Annotated in this window: 3 protein-coding genes and 1 pseudogene; 3 read left to right on the top strand and 1 reads right to left on the bottom strand. The window is 64.9% G+C overall.

Annotated elements, in window-relative coordinates; all coding sequences use genetic code 11:
* Positions 1 to 197, top strand: a pseudogene (locus AC1DYI_RS29540) (molybdenum cofactor guanylyltransferase MobA); the annotation flags it as partial.
* Between the two features lie 34 nt (positions 198 to 231).
* On the opposite strand, the gene AC1DYI_RS29535 reads toward AC1DYI_RS29540, so the two are convergent.
* Positions 232 to 1,767: a cellulase family glycosylhydrolase gene (locus AC1DYI_RS29535; RefSeq protein WP_477207687.1), complete on the bottom strand. Its 1,536-nt coding sequence runs from the start codon at positions 1,765 to 1,767 to the stop codon at positions 232 to 234.
* Positions 1,768 to 2,086: 319 nt separating this feature from the next.
* On the opposite strand from AC1DYI_RS29535, the gene AC1DYI_RS29530 reads away from it, so the two are divergent.
* Both AC1DYI_RS29530 and AC1DYI_RS29525 read left to right on the top strand, forming a co-directional pair.
* The gene (locus tag AC1DYI_RS29530; RefSeq protein ID WP_477207686.1) at positions 2,087 to 2,569 is read left to right on the top strand and encodes a nuclear transport factor 2 family protein; all 483 of its coding nucleotides are present in this window, start codon (positions 2,087 to 2,089) and stop codon (positions 2,567 to 2,569) included.
* 279 nt (positions 2,570 to 2,848) lie between these two features.
* Entirely contained in the window at positions 2,849 to 3,424 is a 576-nt protein-coding gene (locus AC1DYI_RS29525; protein WP_477207685.1) for an energy transducer TonB, read from the top strand.
* Positions 3,425 to 3,640 lie beyond the last annotated feature (216 nt).

Raw genomic sequence — 3,640 nt, 5'->3', positions numbered from 1 at the left:
TGCAGGTGCAGCCGGTGTYCTGCCTGATGCGCGTGACGCTGCTCGAAAGCCTGGTACGCGCCACCACCACCGGCGAACGCAAGATCGATCGCTGGGCCAAGCAGCAGCGCTGCAGCGAGGTGCTGTTCGAAGACGCCGACGCGTTCTTCAACGCCAATACGCTGGCCGAGCTGCAGAGCCTGCAAGACAAGCGTTAGCGTCCTGTCGCTTCATCGAGAAGCGCGCCTTCGATCAATAGCAGGCGCTGTTGAACCGATCGCCACCGTCCCAGGCGCAACTGCCCGAAATGCATTGGTAAAGGTTGTTGGCGAAGCTGTTGGTGCCATGGTCGAAGACCTTGAACCAACCGCCGTCATCCCACACCGCCGTCGGCATGCCCTTGGCCGAGGCATATTGGTGGTCGAGCTTCTGGTACCACAGCCGGATGTTGTTGCACTGCATCACCTGGTATCGGCTGCCCCAACCCGTGCCCCATTCGCCAATGTAGACGGGCATGCCACGGCCGGTTGAATTGGCCCAGCTGAGCATCGTGTCCATCGGGCTGTACAGGTCGGCTTCCGTCCAGTTGTCGGCGTAGTCACCCTGGTTGTCGCCGTTGAACGACCACGGGTTGTAGTGGTGGAACTCGGCCATCAGATAGGCGTCGTTGCCATTGCCGACGCCGTTCAGGTCGGGCCAGGTCTGCGCCATTTCGCCGGCACCGAACCACTGGTTGCCGCCGATCACGACGATGCGTTGCGGGGCGACCGCGCGGATCTTGTTGTAGGCCAACGAAGTCATGTTGCGCAGGTTGGCGGGCGGCATCGCGCTGCCGTCGCTCAGGTGCGGTTCGTTCAGGATCTCGAAGATCAGGTGTTGGCCCCTGTCCTTGAAGATGTCGGCAATGTCGGCCCAAAGCCGCTCCAGCACCGCTGAGCGGTTGTTGTCCTTCAGTGCCGATTCGTGGTGGGCGTTGATGACGACATACATGCCCGGCAGCGACAGCGCATAGTCGACTGTCTGTTTGATTTCGCCCAGGCGGGGGTGGGTGCGATTCACATCGCCAACCAGGGCGTTGTTGACCAGCATCGAACCGTTGGTGACTTCGGTCCAGGTGATCGGGATGCGAACGTTGCGGAAGCCCTGCGCGTAGTAGGCATCGATCTTGGCCTTCGCCGCCTGGAGGGTCGGCGGATTCTGGGTCACATCGAACATGTTGCCCAGGTTGAAGCCCTGGTGCATGTTCTTGGCGGCTATCTGGGCCGTTTCTCCACCGCCGCTGCACTTGGGGACGAGCCGGAACCAGTTCAGGCTCCACCCGCCCTGCGTCACCGCAATGCCGAAGGCCTGGTCGCCCGCGCCCAGCGTCACATCCTGCGCGATGGTCTTCCAAGTCTGCTTGCCGCCGGTGCGCGGAACCTTCACCTGGGCATAGGTGGCGCCGCCGCCCGCCTTTTCGAAGTTGAAGGTGCCGCCGCCGTTCTTGCTGGCGACGCGTGCCTTGAACGAATACGTTCCGGCGCATGGCAGATTGACGGCCGCATAACTCAGCCAGTCGCCGGCGTCGGTGCCCGTCACGTCCTTGCCGCCGCCCGTGTCCTGCGTGGGCTCAACCACGATGCCGTTCATGTAGGCATAGCCTTCGGCCTGGACGGTGATCGCGGCGGCCCTGAGATCGGCGGCGCAGGTGGCCAGAGCCACCAGGGCACATGCGCGCAGCGCAACGGCGGGCCTGGCTTGCCACTGGCGACGAATTCGCTGCACGACGCTGGTTTCGAAAATCTTCATGATGCTGCTCCTCGGTGTTCGGGGTTGAACACCGCCTCGGTTGTGATGGCGCTTAATCGGCGCCGGCGGGTCGCCCTTGCGCGCCTTTCGAAGCCTTGAGCAGGCCAAAGCATCAAAGTCGCTCGAAGCGTATCAGTCCCGCGCCGCCACCAAAACTTGACTTGCGTAGCGTTACGCACGGGCGTCCTTGCGTGCCAACGGCCAACCACCACGCCAACCGGCCATTTCGGCGTTGCCCGTGCCTGCTTCGTCGCATCGGTCATTGGCAGCCAGGACGGGCGAGGCGACACTGGGCCACCGTCAACCCGATCGATCGCCCATGCTTGTTCGTCCGATTCTCATTGCGGCCTGCCTGGCCGCCACCGTGTCCGCTCAGGCCCAGGTTCCCGTCGCCGCGGCGCCGGACCATGCCGCGCTGCTGGCCAGCGGCGACCCGCAACTCGCCAGGAACAAGCGGCTCGTCTACGACTTCTGGCGTGAGGTGTTCGAAGCAGGCCATCTCGAACTCGCCGAGAAGTACATGGCCGAGGGCTACATCCAGCACAACCCGAGCGTGCCCACTGGCCGTGCGGCCTTCGTCGAATTCTTCGGCCGGTTCAAGAAGCCAAAGGCCATCGAAGCCAAGGTCACCGCCCCCTTGGTGTCGATCACCGCTGAAGGCCCCCTCGTCGTGCTGAGCTTCGTGCGTGAAGTGGCTGACCCGAAAGACGCGTCGAAGAAGTACACCACCACCTGGTTCGACATGTTCCGCGTCGAGAACGGCCAGATCACCGAGCACTGGGACCCGGCGACCAAGCCATGAGCAGGTCGCGCCGCAGCCCGCGGCCGATCGTCAGCCAGCGGCCCCGAGACGCCGTGCCACAACACCTCAGCCCGGCCCATTGGCAAGTCGAAAAGGCGCGGTTACGATGAAATGACCGGGCAGACGGATACGGTTGGAACGGTGTAACTTGGCCCGGGTTGGAGGGTCAAACCATTGAACTACGCTGAACAGCTTCGCGCCCCGGCCAGTGGGCAAAAGACCGGTCTCGCCGTTGTCGCGGGGCTCCACGTCTTGTTGGGGTGGGCCTTGCTCCACGCCTTGACCACGCGGACCATCGATATCCCCAAGCCACCGGTCGACATCGCGGTCGTCAAGGACGTGCARACGCCACCGCCCCCGCCGGTACCCACTCTGCCGCAACCCAAGAGCGCCGTGCTGCCGCTCTACGTGGCGCCCGTACCGGATGACATCCGCGTGCCGACGACGCAGGAACCGACGATCAGCACCAACCCAGATGCCACCCCGAGCGATCGGCCTTGGACGGACAGCACCTCGACCACGACGCTGCCGCCGGGCCCGACGACACCGCGCGCCGTGGCCAAACCCGCGATCGCCAACGTGCAAGCTTGTGCGCCACGTAGCGAGGATTACCCCGCCGCCGCGCGCCGCGCCGAAGCGACCGGCCTGACCCGGCTGCGCTTCACCATCGATGCGGCGGGTGCATTGGTGCGGTCCGAGGTCGTCAAATCGGCAGGGCTGACGCGCGAACACCGGCTGCTCGACAAGGTCGCCGAAAGCAAGCTGGCGAGCTGCTACTTCACCGCCGGTATCGACGAGAACGGCCGCGCGATGGGTGGAACGTTCGAAGTCGACTACGTCTGGAAGCTTGAGTAACTGCGGACGCAGTACGGAGAGGGCCGCCCACCATCGCCGGCCGGTGATCGGTGGCGGCCTGCAACGGCTGCAGGTCGCTGCCGCCCTGCTCGCCATCGCCGCGGCCCTCGCCGGCTGCGCCAGCGCGCCGCTCACCAGCGCAGTGGCGCGCTGGGCACCCGAGCGCATCGCCAGCGAGAAATTCGAGTCGCACGCGGCGTTCGACCCCAAGACGGG

It is taken from the genome of Ideonella sp. P3_A4 (genome assembly GCF_056403075.1).
The sequence above is the reverse complement of the archived record's forward strand: the minus strand, read 5'-3'. Positions and strand labels throughout refer to the sequence as shown.

Bases quoted from the DNA above. Each gene is read 5' to 3' on its own strand.
- AC1DYI_RS29535 (WP_477207687.1), bottom strand. From the start codon at position 1,767: ATGAAGATTTTCGAAACCAGCGTCGTGCAGCGAATTCGTCGCCAGTGG.
- AC1DYI_RS29530 (WP_477207686.1), top strand. From the start codon at position 2,087: ATGCTTGTTCGTCCGATTCTCATTGCGGCCTGCCTGGCCGCCACCGTG.